Consider the following 1,266-nt stretch of genomic DNA (forward strand, 5'->3'; position numbering starts at 1 on the left):
AAAAATTCGGCATCGCTGCTCACGTGCGTAGTTTTGACTTTCATTATTGTCATTCCACTACTGTTTGTGTTTGCTGCAATTGTTCAACAAGGCTCCGTTTTTTCTCAGAACACGTACAAATGGGTCACCAATGGTGGCATTCAAGACATCTTCCAACATCCTTGGGTTATCAAAGGTCTATCCATTGTTAATGAGTACTTACCTTTCGATAAAATCGAGCCAAAAGCCATCGCCGAAAAAATCGGGCAATTTGCTACCACTTTTGGTTCAAACCTTGTCGCGATCGGTGCGAAAATTCTGGGTGATGCAACAAACTTCTTGATGGATTTTTTCCTAATGCTGTTTGTGCTTTTCTTCCTATTACGTGACCACGACAAAATCATTTCGGCAATTCGACATATTCTGCCACTCTCTCGTAGCCAAGAAGATAGAATCTTGACCGAGATAGAACAAGTTTCGAAGTCCGCAGTCATGGGCTCGTTTTTAACGGCTATCGCGCAAGGCTTAGCAGGCGGTATCGGTATGTGGCTAGCTGGCTTCCCTGGCCTATTCTGGGGCACCATGATGGGCTTTGCTTCCTTCATTCCAGTTGTCGGTACGGCGTTGATCTGGATACCAGCCGCCGCGTACTTGTTCCTCACCGGTGATATGACGTGGGCAATCTTCCTAACCGCATGGAGTGTAGTCATCGTCGGTTCGATTGATAACTTGCTGCGTCCATTGTTGATGCAAGGCAGCGCAGGCATGAATACCTTAATGATTTTCTTCTCATTATTAGGTGGTCTGCACTTATTTGGTTTGATTGGTTTGATTTATGGCCCACTGATTTTTGCGGTCACCATGGTGCTGTTTAATATCTATGAAGAGGAATTCAAAGACTTCCTCAACCAACAAGACAACAGCTAGCCGCTACTGAATAGTAAGCAACAGCTTCAAGCTTGGGCCAGATTGTGCGAAAATCTGGCCCTAATTATTTCTGATGAACCAAATTTATGTCTGCCTATATCGCTCCAAGCCAAATCGCTCAGCGTCAGCTAGAGTACTTCAACGGAAAACATGTTTTAGTTGCAGGTGAAGTCGAAGATATGTTCCCTCTGGAACTGACCGCACACTGTGAATCGGTCGAAGTCTTTACTTCAAACTACAGCTATTTCCGTCAAATCCGTCACTCAGACAAAATAAAAACCCATTTTGGTTCTGAATTTGATGTGGATACTCAAGCCGACATGCTCCTGCTGTATTGGCCAAAAGCGAAAGCAGAAGCCG

General features: G+C 44.6%; 1 protein-coding gene and 1 pseudogene. Both read left to right on the forward strand.

What is annotated here, in order from left to right; all coding sequences use genetic code 11:
- Positions 1-906 (forward strand): AI-2E family transporter (locus R7D93_RS25535; RefSeq protein ID WP_318129586.1); only part of this gene is annotated, 906 nt, incomplete at its 5' end.
- Positions 907-992: 86 nt separating this feature from the next.
- Positions 993-1,266, forward strand: a pseudogene (locus tag R7D93_RS25540) (16S rRNA methyltransferase); the annotation flags it as partial.

Source organism: Vibrio sp. YT-15 (genome assembly GCF_033337445.1).
GTDB lineage: Bacteria > Pseudomonadota > Gammaproteobacteria > Enterobacterales > Vibrionaceae > Vibrio > Vibrio alginolyticus.